Origin of the sequence: Streptococcus infantis, from assembly GCF_047465035.1 — a bacterium.
GTDB classification, from domain to species: Bacteria; Bacillota; Bacilli; order Lactobacillales; family Streptococcaceae; genus Streptococcus; species Streptococcus infantis_T.
This window is the reverse complement of record NZ_JASHAQ010000017.1, coordinates 28,923-47,499: the sequence shown is the minus strand read 5'-3', so window position 1 is coordinate 47,499 and position 18,577 is coordinate 28,923. Positions and strand designations below refer to the sequence as shown.

At 40.3% G+C, this 18,577-nt stretch carries 18 protein-coding genes; 17 read left to right on the top strand and 1 reads right to left on the bottom strand.

Features of this window, described 5'->3' with window-relative positions; translation table 11 throughout:
* The first annotated feature begins 224 nt into the window (after positions 1–224).
* The 12 genes from cdaA to QM406_RS07965 all read left to right on the top strand — a co-directional run bounded on the left by cdaA (position 225) and on the right by QM406_RS07965 (position 11,697).
* Positions 225–1,082 (top strand): diadenylate cyclase CdaA, encoded by an 858-nt coding sequence (gene cdaA / locus QM406_RS08020; RefSeq protein WP_414273911.1) that lies wholly within the window; start codon positions 225–227, stop codon positions 1,080–1,082.
* The gene (locus QM406_RS08015; RefSeq protein WP_414273910.1) at positions 1,069–1,860 is read left to right on the top strand and encodes a YbbR-like domain-containing protein; all 792 of its coding nucleotides are present in this window, start codon (positions 1,069–1,071) and stop codon (positions 1,858–1,860) included. Before cdaA ends, QM406_RS08015 begins: the two co-directional genes overlap by 14 nt.
* A gap of 25 nt (positions 1,861–1,885) precedes the next feature.
* Positions 1,886–3,235 carry a phosphoglucosamine mutase gene (gene glmM / locus QM406_RS08010; RefSeq protein WP_414273909.1) on the top strand — a complete coding sequence of 450 codons (1,350 nt, stop codon included), beginning with the start codon at positions 1,886–1,888 and terminating at the stop codon, positions 3,233–3,235.
* A 65-nt stretch (positions 3,236–3,300) separates the two neighbouring features.
* Entirely contained in the window at positions 3,301–3,675 is a 375-nt protein-coding gene (locus QM406_RS08005; RefSeq protein ID WP_001050093.1) for a DUF1149 family protein, read from the top strand.
* A gap of 3 nt (positions 3,676–3,678) precedes the next feature.
* Positions 3,679–4,527, top strand: coding sequence for a DegV family protein (locus QM406_RS08000; RefSeq protein ID WP_414273908.1), 849 nt, complete (start codon positions 3,679–3,681; stop codon positions 4,525–4,527).
* Positions 4,528–4,808: 281 nt separating this feature from the next.
* Entirely contained in the window at positions 4,809–5,576 is a 768-nt protein-coding gene (gene dapB / locus QM406_RS07995; RefSeq protein WP_414273907.1) for a 4-hydroxy-tetrahydrodipicolinate reductase, read from the top strand.
* Positions 5,573–6,772 (top strand): CCA tRNA nucleotidyltransferase, encoded by a 1,200-nt coding sequence (locus QM406_RS07990; RefSeq protein ID WP_075232108.1) that lies wholly within the window; start codon positions 5,573–5,575, stop codon positions 6,770–6,772. Before dapB ends, QM406_RS07990 begins: the two co-directional genes overlap by 4 nt.
* Positions 6,769–8,637, top strand: a complete 1,869-nt coding sequence (locus QM406_RS07985; protein WP_414273906.1) for an ABC-F family ATP-binding cassette domain-containing protein — start codon at positions 6,769–6,771, stop codon at positions 8,635–8,637. The genes QM406_RS07990 and QM406_RS07985 overlap by 4 nt, the downstream gene beginning before the upstream one ends.
* Positions 8,637–9,233 (top strand): hypothetical protein, encoded by a 597-nt coding sequence (locus QM406_RS07980; RefSeq protein WP_414273905.1) that lies wholly within the window; start codon positions 8,637–8,639, stop codon positions 9,231–9,233. The genes QM406_RS07985 and QM406_RS07980 overlap by 1 nt, the downstream gene beginning before the upstream one ends.
* Positions 9,234–9,364: 131 nt before the next feature.
* Positions 9,365–9,877, top strand: a complete 513-nt coding sequence (locus tag QM406_RS07975; protein ID WP_006145170.1) for an adenine phosphoribosyltransferase — start codon at positions 9,365–9,367, stop codon at positions 9,875–9,877.
* A gap of 192 nt (positions 9,878–10,069) precedes the next feature.
* Positions 10,070–11,014 (top strand): homoserine O-acetyltransferase MetA, encoded by a 945-nt coding sequence (gene metA / locus QM406_RS07970; protein WP_075232105.1) that lies wholly within the window; start codon positions 10,070–10,072, stop codon positions 11,012–11,014.
* 8 nt (positions 11,015–11,022) lie between these two features.
* Complete coding sequence (locus QM406_RS07965; protein ID WP_075232104.1) at positions 11,023–11,697, top strand: DnaD domain-containing protein; 675 nt, start codon at positions 11,023–11,025, stop codon at positions 11,695–11,697.
* A gap of 235 nt (positions 11,698–11,932) precedes the next feature.
* On the opposite strand, the gene QM406_RS07960 is transcribed toward QM406_RS07965, so the two are convergent.
* Positions 11,933–13,384: an alpha-amylase gene (locus QM406_RS07960; RefSeq protein ID WP_075232103.1), complete on the bottom strand. Its 1,452-nt coding sequence runs from the start codon at positions 13,382–13,384 to the stop codon at positions 11,933–11,935.
* Positions 13,385–13,630: 246 nt separating this feature from the next.
* On the opposite strand from QM406_RS07960, the gene QM406_RS07955 reads away from it, so the two are divergent.
* The 5 genes from QM406_RS07955 to aroC are packed head-to-tail and all read left to right on the top strand — an operon-like array spanning position 13,631 to position 18,574.
* On the top strand, positions 13,631–14,794 hold the full coding sequence (locus QM406_RS07955; RefSeq protein ID WP_075232102.1) for a class I SAM-dependent rRNA methyltransferase: 1,164 nt from the start codon (positions 13,631–13,633) through the stop codon (positions 14,792–14,794).
* The gene (gene aroD, locus QM406_RS07950) at positions 14,791–15,468 is read left to right on the top strand and encodes a type I 3-dehydroquinate dehydratase (protein WP_414273904.1); all 678 of its coding nucleotides are present in this window, start codon (positions 14,791–14,793) and stop codon (positions 15,466–15,468) included. Before QM406_RS07955 ends, aroD begins: the two co-directional genes overlap by 4 nt.
* Positions 15,458–16,312: a shikimate dehydrogenase gene (locus QM406_RS07945; protein WP_075232101.1), complete on the top strand. Its 855-nt coding sequence runs from the start codon at positions 15,458–15,460 to the stop codon at positions 16,310–16,312. The genes aroD and QM406_RS07945 overlap by 11 nt, the downstream gene beginning before the upstream one ends.
* 18 nt (positions 16,313–16,330) lie before the next feature.
* Positions 16,331–17,398 carry a 3-dehydroquinate synthase gene (aroB, locus tag QM406_RS07940; RefSeq protein WP_414273903.1) on the top strand — a complete coding sequence of 356 codons (1,068 nt, stop codon included), beginning with the start codon at positions 16,331–16,333 and terminating at the stop codon, positions 17,396–17,398.
* Positions 17,399–17,407: 9 nt separating this feature from the next.
* Positions 17,408–18,574, top strand: a complete 1,167-nt coding sequence (gene aroC / locus QM406_RS07935; RefSeq protein ID WP_075232099.1) for a chorismate synthase — start codon at positions 17,408–17,410, stop codon at positions 18,572–18,574.
* Positions 18,575–18,577 lie beyond the last annotated feature (3 nt).

Below are 18,577 nucleotides of genomic sequence, written 5' to 3'. Positions count from 1 at the left end.
TATGTTTGGTCATAGTAGGCCTCATTTCTACCACAAACGTCTCACACTTAATTCCACCATAAAAATCCGTTTTAGACTAATTTCCACTTTGGTCAGATAAGTGGAAGTTACTTTGAGAAGTTTCCATCATATTTTCTACCAATTTAAAATGAAGTAGGGGGAAGAAAATTTTCATATAAAATGATATAATGAAGAGTAGCTTTTTTATGGAGAGGAGGCCCAGAATGAATTTTCAGCAATTATCTAATCTTCAATACTGGTCTAGTTTATTTTCCAGTCCTTGGAGTATTCTGATAAATGTGATTGATATTCTTATCGTTGCCTATATCTTATACCAATTTACAAAATCAATTGCAGGAACTAAAATTATGATTTTAGTTCGTGGGGTTTTGGTCTTTATTCTAGCTCAGATTATCGCCAACACTCTAGGTTTGACAACCATTTCCTGGTTGATCAATCAATTGATTACTTATGGGGTTATTGCAGCAGTTGTTATCTTTTCTCCAGAGATTCGGACAGGCTTGGAACGATTGGGGCGTGCAACAGAATTCTTTTCGAGTACACCCATCAGTTCAGAAGAACAGATGATTCAGGCCTTTGTTAAAGCAGTTGAATATATGAGCCCGCGAAAAATTGGAGCACTTGTATCAGTTCAGCGTGTCAGAACCTTGCAGGAATATATTTCCACGGGGATTCCTTTAGATGCTAAGATTTCTGCAGAACTCTTAATCAATATCTTCATTCCAAACACACCTTTACATGATGGTGCAGTCATTATAAAAGGTGATCGAATAGCTGTAACATCTGCTTATCTTCCACTTACTGAAGACACTGGTATTTCTAAGGAGTTTGGAACGCGACACCGTGCAGCCATTGGTTTATCTGAGGTTTCTGATGCTCTCACTTTTGTGGTATCAGAGGAAACTGGAGGTATTTCCATTACCTATAATGGTGTCTTTAAGCATGATTTAACGATGGAAGAATTTGAGGAAGAGCTACGTCGTATACTGATTCCGGAAAATTCACAAGAGCCAAGCTTAACAGAGCGTATATTAGGAGGCTGGAAGAATGAAAAAAAATAGTTTATATATCATCTCCTCACTCCTCTTTGCTTGCGTTTTATTTATTTACGCTACCTCTATTAATTATCAAAATAATAATAATGCAAGACCGGCTCGAACAGAAACCTATACCAATACGGTCGTAAATGTACCAATTGATATTCAGTACGATAGTGAGCAGTATTTTATTAGCGGTTTTAGTTCAGAAGTAACAGTATTTTTAACTGGATCCAATCGAGTAACCTTGGCTAGTGAGATGCAAGAAAGCACTCGTAAATTTAAGGTTACTGCAGATTTAACACAGGCGACAGAAGGAACCGTTGAAGTTCCCTTGACCATTGAAAATCTTCCGAGCGGTTTAACAGCCCTAGCAACACCGCAGAAAATCACCGTTAAAATTGGGAAGAAAGCAACACGGGATAATTTACCAGTCACTCCACAGATTGACTCTGGTAAGGTTGATGAACGGATTCTCATCGATAGTGTGACTGTTTCAGATGAACGCGTTTCGGTTACTAGTGATGCTGATACCTTATCCAAGATTGATAAGATTGTGGCTGTTTTACCAACTAGTGAAAAAATTACAGGAAATTATACGGGTTCAGTTCCTCTACAAGCTATTGATAAGAATGGAACAGTTTTACCAACGGTGATTACACCGTATGAAACAACCATGAAGATAACAACGAAACAAGTTCGATCAGCAAGTAGTTCTAGTTCATCAACGACAAGCTCATCTTCGGGCAGTTCGTCTTCAACTGGTTCTGAAACCAAGCCAGACTCTTCAAAAAAAGATTAATAAAACAATAGAAAAGGATAAAAAAATGGGTAAATATTTTGGAACGGATGGAGTCCGTGGAGAAGCAAACGTAGAACTTACGCCAGAATTAGCTTTTAAATTGGGACGTTTTGGAGGTTATGTTCTCAGTCAACATACGACTGAAGCACCAAAAGTTTTTGTAGGACGTGACACTCGTATCTCAGGTCAAATGCTAGAAGCGGCTTTGATTGCTGGTCTCCTTTCAGTCGGAATTCACGTTTATAAACTAGGTGTTCTTGCAACACCAGCAGTAGCTTATCTTGTTAAAACTGAAGGTGCAAGCGCAGGTGTTATGATTTCAGCAAGTCATAACCCAGCCCTTGATAACGGAATTAAATTCTTTGGTGGTGACGGCTTTAAATTAGACGATGACAAAGAAGCAGAAATCGAAGCCTTGCTTGATGCAAGTGAAGATACTCTTCCACGTCCAAGTGCAGAGGGCTTAGGTACGGTTGTAGACTACCCAGAAGGTTTGCGTAAATATGAAGCCTACCTCGTTTCAACTGGAACTCCTCTTGAAGGGATGAAGGTTGCCTTGGACACTGCTAACGGAGCAGCTGCAACAAGTGCTCGTCAAATTTTTGCAGACCTAGGTGCTCAATTAACAGTCATTGGAGAAACTCCAGATGGTTTGAACATCAACTTGAACGTTGGTTCAACTCATCCAGAAGCTTTGCAAGAACTTGTAAAAGAAAGTCAATCTGCCATTGGTTTAGCCTTTGATGGTGATAGCGACCGTTTGATTGCAGTTGATGAAAATGGCGAAATTGTCGATGGTGACAAGATTATGTACATTATTGGTAAATACCTTTCTGAAAAAGGTCAGTTGGCTCAAAATACGATTGTGACAACAGTTATGTCCAACCTTGGTTTCCATAAGGCCTTGGATCGTGAAGGAATCAATAAAGCAGTTACTGCTGTTGGAGACCGCTATGTCGTTGAAGAAATGAGAAAATCTGGCTACAATCTCGGTGGTGAGCAGTCAGGTCACGTTATCTTGATGGACTACAATACAACAGGTGATGGTCAGCTTTCAGCAGTTCAATTGACGAAGATCATGCAAGAAACAGGTAAGAGTTTGTCTCAATTGGCCTCAGAAGTGACCATTTACCCACAAAAATTGGTCAATATCCGTGTGGAAAATGCCATGAAAGAAAAAGCTATGGAAGTTCCAGCTATCAAGGCTATTATTGATAAGATGGAAGAAGAGATGGCAGGTAACGGACGCATCCTCGTTCGCCCAAGTGGAACGGAGCCACTCTTGCGTGTCATGGCTGAAGCCCCAACCACTGAGGAAGTAGACTACTATGTAGACACTATTGCTGAAGTTGTTAAAACTGAGATTGGTATTTAGTAAATCTAGCAGAAAATAAAAAAATATGGTACAATGGCAAATATATTGTACCAATGGAGATGAAAATGAATTTAAAACGTGAACAAGAATTTGTTAGTCAGTATCACTTCGATGCGCGTAACTTTGAATGGGAAAATGAAAATGGAGCACCTGAAACTAAGGTTGATGTAAACTTCCAGTTGCTTCAGCATGATCAAGAAAATCAAGTGACCTCTTTAGTAGTTGTTTTGAGCTTTATGATTGTCTTTGATAGATTTGTCATTAGTGGAACGATTTCTCAAGTCAATCATGTTGAAGGTCGTATTATCGACCAACCAAGTGATTTCAGCCAAGAAGAGGTTGAGACACTAGCTCGTCCATGTTTGGATATGCTTAATCGTTTGACTTATGAAGTAACAGAAATTGCCCTTGATTTACCGGGAATTAATTTGGAGTTTTAAGAAATGAAATTAGCGGTCATAACAGACTCATCTGCTTTTCTACAAGCGGAAACCTTGCGGAAAGAAGATTTATTTGTGCTAGACATTCCTGTGAATATCGATGGACAGGAGTATGTTGAAGGTGTAAATCTAACCGCTCAAGAATTTTATGAAAAAATGTCTTCAGCAAGCGAATTGCCAAAAACGAGCCAACCAAGTATTGCCAAGTTGGATGAAATTTTATCATCATTGAAAGATAAAGGCTATACACATGCTTTGGGGCTTTTCCTATCTTCTGGAATTTCAGGATTTCACCAAAATATCCAGTATATGAAGGATGAATATGAAGGGTTAACCATTGCCTTTCCTGATACCCGTATTACAAGCGCTCCTCTAGGCTATATGGTTGAGAGTGTCTTTAGATGGGCTGAGCAGGGAGATAGCTTTGAGTCTATCTTAGATAAGTTAGCAGAACAGATTGAAAATACTTCTGCCTTTATCATGGTGGATGATCTTGACCATCTAGTTAAGGGGGGACGACTCTCTAATGGTGCAGCCATTTTGGGGAATCTCCTTAGTATCAAGCCAATCCTATATTTCAATGACCAAGGTGTGATAGAAGTATATGAAAAGGTTCGTACAGAGAAAAAGGCTACAAAACGTTTAGTTGAAATTGTTAAAGAAGCAACCGCTAATGGGAATTACCAGATTACTGTCATTCACGGGAATGCTCCTCAAAAAGCAGCAGATTTGCGCCAGCTTTTGATAGATGGTGGAGTGGCTACAGATGTTTCAATTGCAACCTTCGGTAGTGTTATTGGGACTCACCTGGGAGAAGGAAGTATTGCTCTGGGCTATACACCCATAATCTAGACTATTTTTCATGGACAGCTAAGGTCCTTTGGATCTTAGAATTGAACACGCCTGGAACTCTGTGTGAAAAAGATAGTTCTTTTAAGGAGTAGACACTCCTTGATCAGAACTCCTATTTTCACTTTGTGTTCTTTCAGGCTTTGTATCTTAGAAATTGAACACGGACTACCTACCTCTTGAAAAAAGATGCCTGTCTTGCCTTTCGTGTAAAGTCAGCGCCATTCCCTATTTTTCATGGGCAGCTAAGGTCCTTTGTATCTTAAACAGGAGTAGAGATTGAGATGAGTATTCGAGTAATTATTGCTGGTTTTAAGGGGAGAATGGGACAATCTGCTTGTCAGATGGTTTTGTCTGATCCTGAACTTGAACTGGTAGCAGTATTGGATCCTTTCGAAACTGCAACAGAATGGCAGGGAATTCCTGTATTTAATGATAAGGCTGCCTTAGAAGGCTTTGAAGCAGATGTATGGGTGGACTTTACAACACCAGCTGTTGCCTATGAGAATACCCGTTTTGCGCTTGAAAATGGCTTTGCACCTGTCGTTGGAACAACAGGTTTCACTAGTCAAGAGATTGAAGAACTAAAAGAATTTTCTCGTTCCAAAGACTTGGGTGGCTTAATTGCTCCTAACTTTGCCTTGGGTGCTGTCTTACTCATGCAATTTGCGGCACAAGCTGCAAAATACTTCCCAAATGTAGAGATTATTGAGCTTCACCATGACAAGAAAAAAGATGCCCCTAGTGGAACAGCTATCAAAACAGCTGAGTTGATGGCAGAGGTTCGTGAGTCTATCCAACAAGGTGCTAGCGATGAGGAAGAACTCATTGCAGGTGCACGTGGAGCTAATTTTGATGGTATGCGAATCCACTCAGTCCGTTTACCAGGTTTGGTAGCTCATCAGGAAGTTATATTTGGAAATCAGGGAGAAGGATTGACCCTACGTCATGACTCCTATGATCGTAGCTCCTTCATGACAGGGGTGAATTTGGGAATCAAAGAAGTTGTCAAGCGTCATGAGCTTGTCTATGGATTAGAACACTTATTATGAGATTAACACAAATGCCTTCTGAATTTCAGAAGGCTTTACCAGTATTAGAAAAAATTAAAGAAGATGGCTTTGAAGCCTATTTTGTTGGAGGCTCTGTTAGGGATGCCCTACTTAATCGTCCCATCCATGATGTGGATATTGCGACGTCATCTTATCCAGAAGAGACCAAGCAGATTTTTCCACGGACAGCTGACATTGGCATTGAGCATGGAACCGTTTTGGTTTTAGACGGAGATGAAGAATACGAAGTAACTACTTTTCGAACAGAAGATGTCTATGTAGACTACCGTAGACCAAGTTCAGTTTCTTTTGTTCGTTCGCTAGAAGAGGACCTCAAACGACGTGATTTCACAGTTAATGCCTTTGCTTTAGATGAGACAGGGGAAATCATTGATTTGTTTGATGGTTTGAGAGATCTAGAAAATCAAGTTTTACGAGCAGTTGGTGTAGCTAGTGAGCGTTTCAACGAAGATGCCCTACGCATTATGCGCGGATTTCGTTTTCAAGCCAGTCTTGGTTTTGAACTCGAGCAAGAAACCTTTGAAGCGATGAAGACCTTAACACCACTCTTAGAGAAAATTTCTGTGGAACGTACTTTTGTTGAATTTGATAAACTTCTACTAGCTCCTCATTGGCGAGTAGGTCTGTCTTCTATGATTGCAAGTAAAGCTTATGATTATCTTCCAGATATGGCTGGTAGTCAGGAGAACCTCCAATTTCTATTTGACTTAGATGCTGATTTTACCTTTGAATCTTCTGAACAAGCCTGGGCTGCTCTATTGTGGGCTTTAGAGGTGAAGGATGCGCAACAATTTTTGAAAGATTGGAAGACTTCGCGTCAATTCGCTAAGCAGGTTCAAGATTTGTTGCTCATTTTAGCTCTGCGTGAAGAAGGTGAATTAAATAAACGTGACTGTTACCGTTTTGATCTAGATTTGCTTTTACAGGCTGAAAATCTTCGTCAGGCTCAAGGAAAAGAAGTTAATCCACAGGCTATCGAAGAGACTTACCATAGCTTAACCATCCATGATAAGAAAGAAATTCAAATCAATGGTGGGATTTTGATCAAAGAATATGGCTATCAACCAGGACCAGAAATGGGAGAAATTTTAGCAGAGATTGAGTATGCTATTGTAGATGGAGATTTGGAAAATGACCGTCAAGCCATCCATGCTTATCTGAGGGAGAAAAAATGAGTGATTTTATTGTTGAAAAACTAAGTAAATCCGTAGGAGACAAGACTGTCTTTAAGGATATTTCCTTTATTATCCATGACTTGGATCGCATCGGTCTCATTGGTGTCAACGGAACTGGGAAAACGACTCTTTTAGATGTGCTTTCAGGGGTTTCTGGTTTTGATGGTGACGTAAGCCCTTTTTCGGCAAAAAACGACTACAAGATTGGTTATCTGACCCAGGACCCAGATTTTGATGATAGCAAGACTGTCTTGGATACAGTCCTATCCAGCGATCTCAAGGAAATCCAGCTTATTCGTGAGTATGAATTGATCATGCTCAACTATAGTGAGGACAAGCAGGCACGTTTGGAACGGGTCATGGCAGAAATGGACTCTCTCCAAGCTTGGGAAATTGAGAGTCAGGTCAAGACGGTTCTTAGCAAGCTGGGGATTCAGGACTTATCTACTCCTGTTGGGGAATTGTCAGGTGGTCTGAGAAGACGGGTCCAGTTGGCGCAAGTCTTACTTGGCAATCACGACCTTTTGCTTTTGGATGAGCCGACCAACCATCTGGATATTGCGACTATTGAGTGGCTGACCCTCTTTTTGAAAAATTCCAAGAAAACGGTTCTCTTTATCACCCACGACCGGTACTTCCTAGATGCGCTCTCGACGCGAATTTTTGAGTTGGACCGTGCTGGTTTGACCGAATATCAAGGAAATTACCAAGACTATGTTCGCCTCAAGGCTGAACAGGATGAGCGCGATGCAGCTCTTCTTCACAAAAAGGAACAACTCTATAAGCAAGAATTGGCCTGGATGAGACGACAACCACAGGCTCGTGCAACCAAGCAACAAGCACGGATTAATCGATTCCATGACTTGAAAAAAGAAGTCTCAGGAACTACAGCTGAGACAGACTTGAGCATGAATTTTGAAACCAGCCGTATCGGGAAAAAAGTCATCGAATTTAAGGATGTTTCCTTTGCCTATGATGATAAACCAATTTTACAGGATTTTAGTCTCTTGGTGCAAGCCAAAGACCGTATCGGAATCGTCGGGGACAATGGTGTTGGGAAGTCAACCCTTCTTAACCTTATTGCAGGAAGTTTGAAACCGACTGAAGGAGAGGTTATTATCGGTGAAACAGTTCGCATCGCCTATTTCTCTCAGCAAATCGAAGGATTGGATGAAAGCAAGCGGGTTATTAATTATTTGCAGGAAGTGGCAGAAGAGGTTAAGACCAGTGGTGGCTCTACGACCTCTATCGCGGAGTTATTAGAACAGTTCCTTTTCCCGCGCTCAACTCACGGCACCTTGATTGAGAAGTTGTCGGGTGGTGAGAAAAAACGACTTTACCTCCTCAAGTTGCTATTGGAAAAACCCAATGTGCTACTTTTGGACGAGCCTACAAATGATTTAGATATTGCGACCTTAACTGTTCTAGAAAATTTCTTACAAGGTTTTGCAGGTCCAGTCTTGACAGTTAGTCACGATCGCTATTTTCTTGATAAGGTGGCGACTAAGATCCTTGCCTTTGAAAATGGCACGATACGTCCCTTCTTTGGCCACTATACCGATTATCTGGATGAAAAGGCCTTCGAAGAAGAAGCGACAAGTCAAGTTCAAAAGGCTGAGAAGGAAAAAGTCGTCAAAGTCCGTGAAGAAAAGAAACGCATGACCTACCAAGAAAAGCAAGAGTGGGCAAGTATTGAAGGCGATATCGAAAACTTGGAGAACCGTATTTCTGAGATTGAAGAAGAAATGCAGGCCAATGGCTCTGACTTTGGCAAGCTAGCTACTCTTCAAAAAGAGTTAGATGAGAAGAATGAAGCCTTGCTTGAAAAATATGAACGCTATGAATATTTAAGTGAGTTAGCTTAATGGAAGAAAAAATCATAAAATGGAGCAGCAAGAAAATCATCTGGAATATTACTCTCTGCTTAGTTGAGTTAGCTTTTCTGCTTTGGATACTCTCTTTTATGATGACATACCCCAAAGAAGCACCAATGGGATTTGTGGTATTAATACTCTTTGTTGGCTTCTTAATCATCATTGTTGGATGGATTTTGTATGAACGTTTTCAAATTCTTTTTTCAGATAAAGAGTATTTGAAATGTACGCCTCAAGGATTTTCCTATAAGCCTCATCCAAAAAAAGAAAGTCAGTTTTATTCTTGGGGACAAGTAGAAACATTTTCTCTTATGAGAATTAAAGGTGGTAGAAGTTCGAGGGATTTTTATCAGATTGAAATTTATTTTTTTGACAAAGACCTTGTAAAAACAAAATCTCTATGGAATCGTCTACGAAGTAGATTTACGGCTGCTAAACATTCTAACGTTTTAAAAATTCCAATCTACTTACTGGATGTCGGTTTACCGCGAAGAGTCTTTGAAGCCATGTCCTACTTTGAGCGAGAGTGGCGAATCCAACAAAATTGTCAACGCAATCAAAAATCTAAAAGCAAAAAGAAGAAATGATTTTATTAAGCGAGCAATAGTTAAAGATTTGATTAGAAGCCTTGGACTCAGTTTCCAGGGTTTCTTTCTATTTCTCTTTTCTAGGAATTATGGTATAATAGGGAGTAAAAATTTAAAAAGAAAGAAATGCTATGAACTTAAAAGATTACATTGCAAGTATTGAAAATTATCCACAAGAAGGAATTACATTCCGTGACATCAGCCCTTTGATGGCCAACGGAAATGCCTACAGCTATGCTGTTCGTGAAATTGTTCAATATGCTACTGACAAAAAGATCGATATGATCGTAGGACCAGAAGCGCGTGGATTTATCGTTGGATGTCCAGTTGCTTTTGAGTTGGGAATTGGTTTTGCACCTGTGCGTAAACCAGGAAAATTGCCACGCGAAGTCATTTCAGCTGACTACGAAAAAGAATATGGTGTTGATACTTTGACTATGCACGCAGATGCTATCAAACCAGGTCAACGTGTTCTCATCGTAGATGACCTTTTGGCAACAGGTGGTACTGTTAAAGCGACTATCGAAATGATTGAAAAACTTGGTGGTATCGTAGCTGGTTGTGCCTTCTTGATTGAGCTTGATGAGCTTAAAGGTCGCGAAGCTATCGGAGATTACGATTATAAAGTGCTTATGCATTATTAATGAAAAACAGTCCCTAGGGCTGTTTTCTCTTCATCTGATATAAAAAAAGGCTATATCTAGTTAGAGAAAAACTATAATTGAAAACTATATCTTCTTACAGTATAATAAAGGGAAGGACTTTCGTCAGCTGATTTTTCATTTGACGACTGTATTTTCGTTTGAGCCTAGAATTGATACAGTAAGGAGATTTCCATGCCGATTCGAATTGATAAAAAATTACCAGCAGTTGAGATTTTACGAACGGAAAATATTTTCGTCATGGATGACCAGCGGGCGGCTCATCAGGATATTCGACCACTGAAAATTCTGATTTTAAACTTGATGCCACAGAAGATGGTTACAGAGACTCAGCTTTTACGACATTTAGCTAATACTCCTTTGCAGTTAGATATTGATTTCTTATATATGGAAAGTCATCAGTCGAAAACAACTCGTTCTGAGCATATGGAGACTTTTTATAAGACCTTCTCGGAAGTTCAAGACCAGTATTTTGATGGCTTGATTATCACGGGAGCGCCGGTTGAGCATCTTCCTTTTAAAGAAGTGGACTATTGGGAGGAATTTACTCAGGTCATCGATTGGTCAAAGACACATGTCTTTTCAACCCTGCATATTTGCTGGGGAGCACAGGCTGGCCTCTACTATCGTTACGGCGTAGATAAACACCAGATGGCTCAAAAGCTTTCGGGAATTTATCCTCAGGATGTTTTAAAAGAAGGTCATCTTTTGCTGAGAGGTTTTGATGATTTGTATGTGTCTCCCCATTCTCGTCACACAGAAATTCTCAAAGAAGACATTGTAAATAAAACCAATCTAGAGATTTTAGCATCTGGAAAAGAGGTGGGAATCTCTATCCTTGCAAGCCGAGATTTAAGAGAAGTTTATAGCTTTGGGCATTTAGAGTATGATCGTGATACTCTAGCGAAAGAATATTTTAGAGATCTAGATGCTGGTTTAGATCCCCATATACCAGAAAATTATTTCAAAAATGATGACATCCATGAACTTCCTTGTATGCGTTGGAGTTCCTCAGCAGCTCTCTTTTTCAGTAACTGGGTAAATTATGCAGTTTACCAAGAAACCCCTTTTGAGTGGAAGAGTGCAGAAGAAGATGTCTCTCATTTTGGATATTTATAAGAGGAATTATGACATATTTAGATGCTTTCAAATCAGGGAACTTGGTATTACCAAGTGCTCTGCTCTTAAACTACAATCAACTGTTTTCATCAAGCGATGATTTCTTAGTTTGGCAATTCTTTTACCTACAAAATACAACAGCTTTAGGGGAGTTGTCCCCAAGCCAGATTGCTGAGAAAATTGGCAAGCAAGTCTTTGAAGTCAATCAAGCTATTTCGCGCTTGACAGAAAAAGGCTTACTTCAATACCGAACCATTGAACTCAATGGTGAGATAGAAGTGATTTTTGATGCGACTTTAGCTTTAGAGCGCTTAGACCAACTTTTTGAACAGCAAGAGCCTAGCCAAGCGCTACCCGCTAAAAATGATTTGAAAGACTTGGTGGAAACCTTCCAAAAAGAGCTAGGTCGTCTCCTAAGTCCTTTTGAGATCGAAGATTTGGAAAAGAGTTTGAAAGAAGACGGAACCAGTGCGAACCTGATCAAAGAGGCCCTACGTGAGGCCGTTTTGAATGGAAAACCAAATTGGAAGTACATCCAAGCTATCCTAAGAAACTGGCGTCATGAAGGCATTAAGAGTGTAGTCCAGGTAGAGGCTAAGCGTCAGGAGAGAGAAGCGACTAATCCTCAAAATGTTCAAGTTTCTGCAGATTTTCAAAATGCTATGGATCTTTGGAAAGACTAGTTTTAAGTATTGATAATAGAAAAAAATGCCTACAGGCTAGAAAGAAAATCTAGCTTGTGGGCATTTTTTGTGTGTTTTATACTCAATGAAAATCAAAGAGCAAACTAGGAAGCGAGCCGCAGGTTGCTCAAAGCACCGTTTTGAGGTTGTGGATAGAACTGACGAAGTCAGTAACACATATACGGCAAGGAGAAGCTGACGTGGTTTGAAGAGATTTTCGAAGAGTATTAATTGATTAGTTAGCCAGTCCCCATACACTAAGAGAGCGTTCTGTAACTGGGAAATCTCCATAACCTTCAGCATTTATAGTTACTTGATCTGAATGGTTACCAAGTAAATCAACAAATGTTTGGTCAGCCCATTCTTGACCAACAAACATGGATTTGCTGTTTTCTTGGTCATTTGAAATCAAGACTGCGATTGGGGATTGATTTTTAGCGCCTGAACGAACCCAACCGATACAATTAGAATCGTCAAAGTAGTCAGTCTGCTCTCCATAAGCCAAATCTTTTCGGATGGCAAGCAGACGGTCAAGGACATCCTTGAAGTCTTCCTGAGCATACTGTCCTGAAATCCCATAGTAGTCTCCGTAAAAGACACATGGTAGACCGTGCTCACGCAAAAGAATGAGAGCATAGGCTGCTGGTTTAAACCATTCTTCAACAGTAGACTCCAGAGCTTGACCTCGTTGGGTGTCATGGTTTTCGACAAAGGTTACAGCCTTATCTGGCTTGATTAGAACGAGACTATCATTAAAAATGGTACGCAAATCATAGTCTGCACCAGCTTGGCTTGCTTCAAAGAGATTCATATGGAGGCGAACATCGACAAGATCAAAGCGTTCTTCAATTTTATCGAGGTATTCTAGGTTGGCTGCTTTGTCTGGATTCCAAAATTCACCAAAAACATAAAAATCTTGGCCATATTTTTCTTTGATATCGCGAATGAAATTGCGCATAAAGAAAGAGTCAATGTGTTTAACGGCGTCCAAGCGGAAACCTGCCACACCAGTTGTTTCCATAAACCAATCTGCCCAATCGTAGATATTTTTTATCACTTCAGGATGTTTGAAATCTAGATCGGCATACATGAGATAGTCGTAATTGCCATTCTCATTGTCGACTAATTCCTCATGAGCCCAGCCTTTGTTGTCTCCCTGTATCAGATAGATTCCAGATTTACGGCGTTTAGCATCGTAGTCAGTTCCAGTAAAGTGGTACCAGTGCCAGTGGAAGTCATTGTAGGTATTTTGTCGTCCATCAAAAGTAAAACCAGTCCAGCCATTGATGGTAAAAGGTTCTCCTAGTTCCACAGTTCGATCTTCTGGATCCACTTCGATAACTTGAAAAGATTCTAAATGGTCAGCGGCTGCCTTATGATTTAAGACGATATCAGCCATTGGTTGAATCCCATGAGATTTTAAAGTTTGGATGGCATGAAGATAGTCTTCTTTAAAACCATACTTGGTACGTATAGTACCTTTCTGATTGAACTCTCCAAGGTCAAATAGGTCATAGACGCCATAACCAACATCTTTTTCATTTGTTGCTTTAAAAGCAGGTGGCATCCAAATGTGACTAATACCTAAGTTAGCTAGGTGTTCAGCGTCGTCAGCTAGGCGTGTCCAGTGATTTCCATCGTGAGGCAGATACCACTCAAAATATTGCATTAGGGTTTGATTTTTCATAGTTAATCCTCTTACTTACAGTGATGAGAATTATTGTAGCATAAAGTCAGCTTCTGCGCAAACGTTTGCGCTAAAATTAAACTCTTAAAATTTTATGTCTATTTTTCAACTAGAAGTGTTGAAATACTATAAAATAAAAATAGTAGGACTAATGGGAGGAAAAATTCTCTCAGATAGGGCAAGATGATGGATGAATCAATAGTTTCTATTTTGTGAATTGTCATAAAATTTGTTATAATAGTGTTTATGAATAAAGTATTCGTCAGTAGACGTGTTGAAAAAAAACTAAATCAAGGTCTAGTACTTTTGGAGGATATTGATTTTCCAGAACTATCTGAAACTGATCAAGAAGTTGAGTTATTGAGTCAAAACAAGCAGTTTTTGGGCAAGGCCTATTTATCTCGTCAAAATAAGGGAATTGGTTGGTTTGTAACGAACCAGAAGCTTTCTTTTAACCAAAAATTCTTTGAAAGTTTGTTTGAAAAAGCCAAACAAAAACGTTCTGCTTACTATCAAGATGAGTTGACAACTGCCTTTCGTTTGTTTAATCAAGAAGGCGATGGTTTTGGCGGAATGACTTTGGATCTCTATGGAGATTATGTTGTTTTTTCATGGTATAACTCCTATATCTATGGACTTCGCCAACAGATTTTAGCAGCTTTTGCTCAGGTTTTCCCTGAAGTATTAGGTGCCTATGAAAAGATTCGTTTTAAAGGTCTAGACTATGAGTCTGCCCATATCTATGGTCAAGAAGCACCAGAAAATTTTACAGTTCTCGAGAATGGTGTCCTCTATCAAGTCTTTATGAACGACGGTCTTATGACAGGCATCTTTTTGGACCAACATGAAGTGCGTGGTAGCTTGGTTGATGGTTTAGTTATGGGGAAATCCTTACTCAATATGTTTTCCTATACAGCAGCTTTCTCAGTTGCTGCAGCCATGGGAGGAGCTAGTGTAACAACCTCTGTAGACCTAGCCAAACGTTCAAGAGAACTGTCAGAAGCTCATTTTCATGCCAATGGACTCAGTCTTGACAGTCATCGTTTCATCGTCATGGATGTCTTTGAATACTTTAAATACGCTAAACGTAAGGGCTTATCTTATGATGTGATCGTTCTTGATCCACCTAGCTTTGCCCGTAATAAAAAGCAAACTTTCTCTGTAGCTAAGGACTATCACAAGTTGATTTCCCAGAGTTTAGAGATTTTAAATCCGGGAGGTATGATCATTGCTAGCACCAATGCTGCCAATGTTTCCCGTCAAAAATTTATAGAACAAATCGACAAAGGATTTGCAGGAAGAAAGTACCAGGTTCTTAATAAATATGGACTTCCAGCAGACTTTGTCTACAATGAAAAAGATGAAAGTAGTAATTACCTCAAGGTGATTAGCATGAAGGTAACTAAATGAAATTAGTCGTTTCAGTAATGCCAAAGAGTTTAGAAGAGGCGCAAGGAATCGATGCCATGCGGTATATTGATGCTGATATCATTGAGTGGCGTGCTGATTTTCTACCAAAAGAAGCTATTTTACAGGTGGCGCCTGCCATTTTTGAAAAGTTTGCAGGTCGCGAACTTCTCTTTACCTTGCGCACTCGTGCTGAAGGAGGAGAGATTGACCTGTCATCGGAAGACTATGTTCAGATCATCAAGGATGTGGCCCAACTCTATCAACCTGAATACCTTGATTTTGAGTATTTTGCTCACAAGGATGTTTTTGAGCAGATGCTAGATTTTCCAAATTTGGTTTTGAGTTACCATAATTTCCAGGAAACTCCAGACAATATGATGGAAATTTTGTCAGAGCTAACTAGCCTAACTCCGAAAGTAGTTAAGGTATCTGTAATGGCACATACAGCACAAGATGTATTAGACCTCATGAATTTCACACGAGGATTTAAAACCCTCAACCCTGAGCAGGAATATGTAACGATTTCTATGGGCAAAGTGGGTAAGGTATCTCGTATCACTTCAGATGTAACGGGTTCAAGTTGGTCATTTGCAAGTTTAGATGCAGCAAGTGCCTCAGGACAAATCTCACTCTCCAATATGGTAAAAATTCGGGAGATTTTGAATGAGGATTGATGGCTACACACGTCTGGCAGCTGTGGTCGCAAATCCTATCAAACATTCCATTTCTCCCTTCATTCACAATAGCGCATTTGAGGCAACAGAGACAAACGGTGTCTATCTAGCCTGGGAGGTTGAAGCGACTGACTTGGCAGAAACAGTTGCCAATATTCGTCGCTATCAGATGTATGGAATCAATCTTTCCATGCCTTACAAGGAACAAGTAATTCCTTATCTGGACCAGTTGAGCGAAGAGGCTTGTTTAATTGGTGCAGTTAATACAGTTGTGAATCGAGAAGGAACATTAATTGGATATAACACAGATGGCAAGGGATTCTTTAAGAGCTTGCCTTCTTTTAAAATATCAAGGAAAAGACTGGTTTTGTTAGGAGCAGGCGGTGCAGCCAAGGCAATTTTGGCACAGGCAATCTTGGATGGAGTGAGTCAGATTTCTGTCTTTGTTCGTTCTTCATCCATAGAAAAAACAAGACCTTACTTAGAAAAAATACAGAATGCGACTGGATTTAGAGTAGATTTATTTGCATTAGAGGATGTTCAAGAACTTCAAGACAGCATCACTAAAGCCGACCTCCTGGTCAATGCTACTAGTGTGGGCATGGATGGATCCTCTCAGCCGATCCCGACCAGCATCGTTTTACCAGAGAAGCTTTTGGTAGCTGATGTGATTTATCAACCCTTTGAAACCCCATTTTTGAAATGGGCTAGAAGTCAGGGAAATCAATCTATCAATGGCCTTGGCATGCTGCTTTACCAAGCTGCTGAAGCTTTTCAGTTATGGACAGGCAAGGAAATGCCAACAGATCAAATCTGGGAATTATTAAAACAAAAGTACCAATAAAGAAAAAGGAGACCTGCTATGAAAATTAGAATAGACCTTCCCCACCATCCTTATGATATTCAGATTGAAAAAGGAAGCTTGTCTCAAGCAGGAAAATGGTTGCGCGAACTTTGGCAACCACAAAAAATTGTTATCATAACGGATAACCGTGTGGCTTCACTCTATGCAGAAAAGGTTAAATTGAGCTTAGAGTCTGCTGGTTTTCAAGTGGCAGTTTTTGACTTTCTAGAGGGGGAAGAGCGAAAAAATCTAACCACGGTTCAAAAGGCTTATGAATTTCTAGTTAAGCAAGACTTGACTCGCAGTGATGGCATCGTAGCCCTCGGTGGTGGTGTAGTTGGTGATTTGGCTGGATTTGTAGCCTCAACCTATATGCGAGGTATTCACTTTGTTCAAATTCCGACTAGTTTGACAGCTCAAGTCGACTCTTCAATCGGGGGTAAGACAGGAGTGAATACTCCTTTTGCCAAGAATATGGTTGGAACTTTTGCTCAGCCGGATAGTGTTTTGATTGACCCAACGGTTCTTGAAACCTTAGGTAAGAGAGAGTTGATTGAAGGAATGGGTGAAGTCATCAAGTATGGCTTAATTGAAGATCCAGAACTCTGGGACTTGTTATCTGAAATGGATGGTTCTGTGGATAGTATTTGGGAGCATTCAGAAAGTTTGATTGAGCATTCTTGCCAGGTGAAACGCAAGATGGTAGTTGAGGATGAATTGGACAATGGCATTCGTCTATATCTCAACTTTGGTCATACAATCGGCCATGCTATTGAAGCAACTGCTGGTTATGGACGTGTCATGCATGGTGAGGCAGTAGCGATGGGAATGGTTCAGGTCTCTAAAGTAGCCGAACAAAAAGGCCTTATGCCAGCTGGAATCACTCAGTCTATCCGAGAAATGTGTCAGAAATTTGGGCTTCCTGTGGATTATGAAAACTGGGATGTTGATAAGCTTTATCAGGCTTTGACTCATGATAAAAAAGCGCGTGGTAACACTATGAAATTAGTCTTGGTACCAGAACTTGGTTCAGCTACTATTCACCCCGTCTCACTCGAAGAAATGAAAGATTACTTGGTAAAATAAGGAGAATGTATGAGATATTTAACAGCAGGAGAATCACATGGTCCTCGTCTGACAGCAATTATTGAAGGAATTCCAGCAGGACTGCCTTTGACTGCAGAAGATATCAATGAAGATCTCAAACGTCGCCAAGGCGGTTACGGTCGTGGTGGACGCATGAAAATCGAGAGCGATCAGGTTGTCTTTACTTCTGGAGTTCGTCACGGAAAGACGACAGGGGCTCCTATCACCATGGGTGTCATTAACAAGGACCACCAAAAATGGCTGGATATCATGTCTGCCGAGGATATTGAAGACAAACTCAAAAGCAAACGAAAAATCACACATCCTCGTCCAGGTCACGCAGACTTGGTTGGGGGCATCAAATACCGCTTTGATGATTTGCGAAATTCTTTGGAACGTTCATCTGCTCGTGAAACAACTATGAGGGTTGCAGTTGGAGCAGTAGCCAAGCGGCTTTTAGCTGAGCTTGATATCGAAATTGCTAACCATGTTGTTATCTTCGGTGGTAAGGAAATCGATGTTCCAGAAAACTTAACAGTCGCAGATATTAAGAAACTAGCTGCCCAGTCTGAAGTTTCTATCGTCAACCAAGAACGTGAGCAGGAGATTAAGGATTATATTGACCAGATTAAGCGAGATGGGGATACCATCGGAGGTGTTGTAGAAACAGTTGTCGGAGGTGTTCCGGTTGGTCTTGGTTCTTATGTCCAATGGGATCGTAAACTAGATGCAAGGCTAGCTCAAGCTGTTGTTTCTATCAATGCCTTTAAGGGTGTGGAGTTTGGTCTTGGTTTTAAAGCAGGCCATCTTAAGGGTAGCCAAGTCATGGATGAAATCCTCTGGTCATCAGAAGATGGCTATACTCGTCGGACTAATAACCTTGGAGGTTTCGAAGGTGGTATGACCAACGGCCAACCGATTATCGTTCGTGGAGTTATGAAGCCAATTCCGACTCTCTATAAGCCGTTGATGAGTGTCGATATTGAAACTCATGAGCCTTATAAAGCAACAGTAGAGAGAAGTGATCCTACTGCTCTTCCAGCAGCAGGTGTCGTTATGGAGGCAGTCGTAGCAACAGTCTTGGCTCAGGAAATTCTAGAGAAATTCTCCTCTGATAATCTGGAAGAATTAAAAGAAGCTGTTGCGAAACATCGAGAGTATACAAAGAATTATTAAGGA

What these genes read in the sequence shown, in the direction of transcription:
- dapB (WP_414273907.1), top strand. Translation starts at nt 4,809, where the DNA reads ATGAGTATTCGAGTAATTATTGCTGGTTTTAAGGGGAGAATGGGACAA.
- QM406_RS07990 (WP_075232108.1), top strand. Translation starts at nt 5,573, where the DNA reads ATGAGATTAACACAAATGCCTTCTGAATTTCAGAAGGCTTTACCAGTA.
- QM406_RS07945 (WP_075232101.1), top strand. Translation starts at nt 15,458, where the DNA reads ATGAGGATTGATGGCTACACACGTCTGGCAGCTGTGGTCGCAAATCCT.
- QM406_RS08005 (WP_001050093.1), top strand. Translation starts at nt 3,301, where the DNA reads ATGAATTTAAAACGTGAACAAGAATTTGTTAGTCAGTATCACTTCGAT.
- QM406_RS07975 (WP_006145170.1), top strand. Translation starts at nt 9,365, where the DNA reads ATGAACTTAAAAGATTACATTGCAAGTATTGAAAATTATCCACAAGAA.
- QM406_RS08000 (WP_414273908.1), top strand. Translation starts at nt 3,679, where the DNA reads ATGAAATTAGCGGTCATAACAGACTCATCTGCTTTTCTACAAGCGGAA.
- QM406_RS07980 (WP_414273905.1), top strand. Translation starts at nt 8,637, where the DNA reads ATGGAAGAAAAAATCATAAAATGGAGCAGCAAGAAAATCATCTGGAAT.
- QM406_RS07960 (WP_075232103.1), bottom strand. Translation starts at nt 13,384, where the DNA reads ATGAAAAATCAAACCCTAATGCAATATTTTGAGTGGTATCTGCCTCAC.
- aroD (WP_414273904.1), top strand. Translation starts at nt 14,791, where the DNA reads ATGAAATTAGTCGTTTCAGTAATGCCAAAGAGTTTAGAAGAGGCGCAA.
- QM406_RS07985 (WP_414273906.1), top strand. Translation starts at nt 6,769, where the DNA reads ATGAGTGATTTTATTGTTGAAAAACTAAGTAAATCCGTAGGAGACAAG.
- QM406_RS08015 (WP_414273910.1), top strand. Translation starts at nt 1,069, where the DNA reads ATGAAAAAAAATAGTTTATATATCATCTCCTCACTCCTCTTTGCTTGC.
- cdaA (WP_414273911.1), top strand. Translation starts at nt 225, where the DNA reads ATGAATTTTCAGCAATTATCTAATCTTCAATACTGGTCTAGTTTATTT.
- aroC (WP_075232099.1), top strand. Translation starts at nt 17,408, where the DNA reads ATGAGATATTTAACAGCAGGAGAATCACATGGTCCTCGTCTGACAGCA.
- QM406_RS07965 (WP_075232104.1), top strand. Translation starts at nt 11,023, where the DNA reads ATGACATATTTAGATGCTTTCAAATCAGGGAACTTGGTATTACCAAGT.
- aroB (WP_414273903.1), top strand. Translation starts at nt 16,331, where the DNA reads ATGAAAATTAGAATAGACCTTCCCCACCATCCTTATGATATTCAGATT.
- glmM (WP_414273909.1), top strand. Translation starts at nt 1,886, where the DNA reads ATGGGTAAATATTTTGGAACGGATGGAGTCCGTGGAGAAGCAAACGTA.
- QM406_RS07955 (WP_075232102.1), top strand. Translation starts at nt 13,631, where the DNA reads ATGAATAAAGTATTCGTCAGTAGACGTGTTGAAAAAAAACTAAATCAA.
- metA (WP_075232105.1), top strand. Translation starts at nt 10,070, where the DNA reads ATGCCGATTCGAATTGATAAAAAATTACCAGCAGTTGAGATTTTACGA.